The sequence below is a fragment of the Streptomyces sp. LS1784 genome (assembly GCF_020103755.1).
Taxonomy (GTDB): Bacteria; Actinomycetota; Actinomycetes; order Streptomycetales; family Streptomycetaceae; genus Kitasatospora.
The window spans coordinates 1-2686 of the sequence record NZ_JAHSQD010000827.1 but is presented as its reverse complement, the minus strand read 5'-3'; the positions used below and the strand labels follow the sequence as shown (position 1 = coordinate 2686).

Genomic DNA, 2686 nt, shown 5'->3' with positions numbered 1-2686 from the left:
GGCCGGTCCTGCTCGCCGACCGCGAGCGCGTGCACGGCGGCCAGCTGCGCGGCCAGCAGATCGGCGCGCCGTGCCGTGTCGCCGTCCTCGGCCAGGCGCACCCCGCCGGGCAGGTGCGTCATCACCAGCGACGGATGCTCGCACACCGCCCCCGCCGCGTCCACGGCGACGAGCCGCGCCGCCGGGATGCCACTGGTCTCCAGCAGGCGCAGCACGGCCGCCTCGCGGGCCAGCAGCCCCGGCGCGTGGCGGCGGTAGAACGGCTTGACGAAGGAGCGCAGCACCAGCGCGTACGAGCCCGCGCGGCCGGGGCGCCGCACGTCCAGGCGGCGCATCCGCGAGGTCCATCCGCCCCGCAGCGCGCTCACCTCGGCGATGCGCTCACCGGCGGGCAGGTGCCCCTCGACCCACCGGCGCGTGCCCTCCCACCCCTGGTCCCGGTCCTCACTGTCGATCATGGACGGCAAGCCTACGCCCCGTTCCTGCCGGGCCCACCACCACCAACACTGACGGAAGGTCAACTCCGTTGCAACCACGGCACGGAGACCACTGTTCCGACGGTTGTCGAAGTTTGACAGGCGGGGTGCGCCCGGGGTTGGCTGAGGGCCGATCCGCACACCGCAGTCCGCACACCGCAGTCCGCGGTCCGCGCGCTGCCGGCCGTACGCAGGAGGGGGAGGGGCCCGTCATGCCCAGGAGCGTCGTCTTCGAGACCACCGGGGGACCGGAGGTACTGGCCGTGCGCGAGCACGACCTGCCCGAGCCCGGGCCCGGCGAACTGCGCCTGCGCGTGGCCGCGATCGGCCTCAACCGTGCCGAGGCCCTCTTCCGCGCCGGCACCTACCTGGAACAGCCGTGCCTGCCCGCCACCCTCGGCTACGAGGCCTCGGGCACCGTGGAGGCCGTCGGCGAGGGCGTCACCGGCTTCGCGCCCGGCGACCGCGTCGACACCGTTCCCGCGTTCTCCCAGAACGACTACGGCGTCTACGGCACCCACGTGCTGGTCCCGGCCCGCGCCGCCGTCGCCCACCCCGCCGCTCTCACCCCCGCCCAGGGCGCCGCCGTGTGGATGCCCTACCTCACCGCCTACGGCGCCCTCGCCGAGGACGGCCACCTGCGCCCCGGCGACCACGTGCTGATCACCGCCGCCGCCTCCGGCGTCGGCCTCGCCGCCATCCGTACCGCCCGCCGCCTGGGCGCCCACCCCATCGCCACCACCCGCACCCGCGCCAAGGCCCGGCACCTGCTGGACGCCGGCGCCGCCGAGGTCCTCGTCACCGGCGAGGACGACCTCCTCGCCCGCGTGGACGCCGCAACCTCCGGACGCGGCGTGCGCACCGTCTTCGACCCCGTCGCCGGACCCGGTGTCCTCACCCTCGCCCGCGCCGTCGCCCCCGGCGGACGCGTGATCCTCTACGGCCGCCTCGACCCACGCGACACCCCGATGCCCGGCCAGGACACCTTCGCCCCCGTCACCAGCCGCTTCTACAGCATGCACGAGGTGACCCGCGACGACGAACGCCTGCGCCGCGCCCACGCGTTCGTCACCGCGGGCCTGGCCGACGGCTCGTTCACCCCCGTCATCGACCGCGTCTTCGAGGGCCTCGACACCGTCGCCGAGGCCCACCGCTACCTCGAAGCCGGCACCCAGGCCGGCAAGATCGTCGTGAGCGTCGGCGACTGACCGGCCCTCACCGCCCCCGCACCTGCCCGGCCTCCGCGTCGGCGGCGGCCACCACCGCCGCCAGCAGGCCCGGGAACCTGTGCTCCAGCTCCTCGCTGCGCAGCGCGTTCATCTTGGTGGTGCCCACGTAGTACTGGCGCAGCAGTCCCGCCTCGCGCAGCACGCTGAAGTGGTGGCTGGAGGTCGAACGCCCGACCGGCAGGTCGAAGGAACCGCAGCTGAGATCGGCTCCCGAGTGCGCGAGCGTGCGCACCACCGTCCTGCGGGCCGGATCAGCGAGCGCCTCCAGCACCTGCTGGACGCTCACGTCCTCCACACCAGGGTGCACGATCACCCGCGCCGCCACGCGTGCCCGTCCCACACCCACCACCCCTTCCCAACACTCGACCCCCGTCCACCTGATGGTCAAAGACCGCGCGGTGTGCGCGACTTCGCGTGCACGACGCTACCAGGGCCGATCGCTCCACCTCCCGGTGTCCGGGCCGGGGGTGAAGCGGATCGCGAGTGTTGCCGCGGCGTCCGCGAGGCCGTTGACCGCCCTGGAGGCGGCCGGCGCCCGCCACGCGTCCCGCACGCTGTGCGCGCCGCAGTCTCCCGGCGCGCCCGGGCCGGGAGACTGCGGCGCGCCCGGGCCGGGAGACCGTGCTCACCGGTGTTCTCCCGGCAGGCCCCGGCCCTCGGGGCGGGAAGGGCGTCGACGCAACACCCGCGCAACACGCCCCCGCACCCCCCGCACCCGCAGGGAGCCGGCTGTCACGGCAGGCCGCGCGCAGGAGCCGAAAAGGGGGCGCCGCGGCGGGCGCCGGGGGGAGCGGAAAGAGGGGCCCGGGAAGGGCCCCGCGGCCGCAGAGGGGCAGGCGCCGGCGCAGGAGGACACCCCGGGGCAGAGGAAGCAGCGGAAAAAACGGGGAGCCGGCCCGCCCACGGTCACACCCGCCGGCACGGCCCGCAGGCCGGGCCAAGGGCCCGGGGCGACACGCGGCGCGCCCCGCCGGAGAAGAG

General features: G+C 75.8%; 3 protein-coding genes. 1 reads left to right on the top strand and 2 read right to left on the bottom strand.

Features of this window, described 5'->3' with window-relative positions; genetic code table 11:
- A partial coding sequence (locus tag KS423_RS42990) for a phosphotransferase family protein (protein ID WP_224285131.1) occupies positions 1 to 458 on the bottom strand: 458 nt, incomplete at its 3' end.
- 230 nt (positions 459 to 688) lie between these two features.
- On the opposite strand from KS423_RS42990, the gene KS423_RS42985 reads away from it, so the two are divergent.
- Positions 689 to 1684: a zinc-dependent alcohol dehydrogenase family protein gene (locus KS423_RS42985; protein ID WP_224285130.1), complete on the top strand. Its 996-nt coding sequence runs from the start codon at positions 689 to 691 to the stop codon at positions 1682 to 1684.
- Positions 1685 to 1691: 7 nt separating this feature from the next.
- Here KS423_RS42985 and KS423_RS42980 read toward each other — a convergent pair whose 3' ends face one another.
- Positions 1692 to 2045, bottom strand: a complete 354-nt coding sequence (locus KS423_RS42980) for a helix-turn-helix transcriptional regulator (protein ID WP_224285129.1) — start codon at positions 2043 to 2045, stop codon at positions 1692 to 1694.
- Between the last annotated feature and the right edge of the window lie 641 nt (positions 2046 to 2686).

What these genes read in the sequence shown, in the direction of transcription:
- KS423_RS42985 (WP_224285130.1), top strand. Translation starts at nt 689, where the DNA reads ATGCCCAGGAGCGTCGTCTTCGAGACCACCGGGGGACCGGAGGTACTG.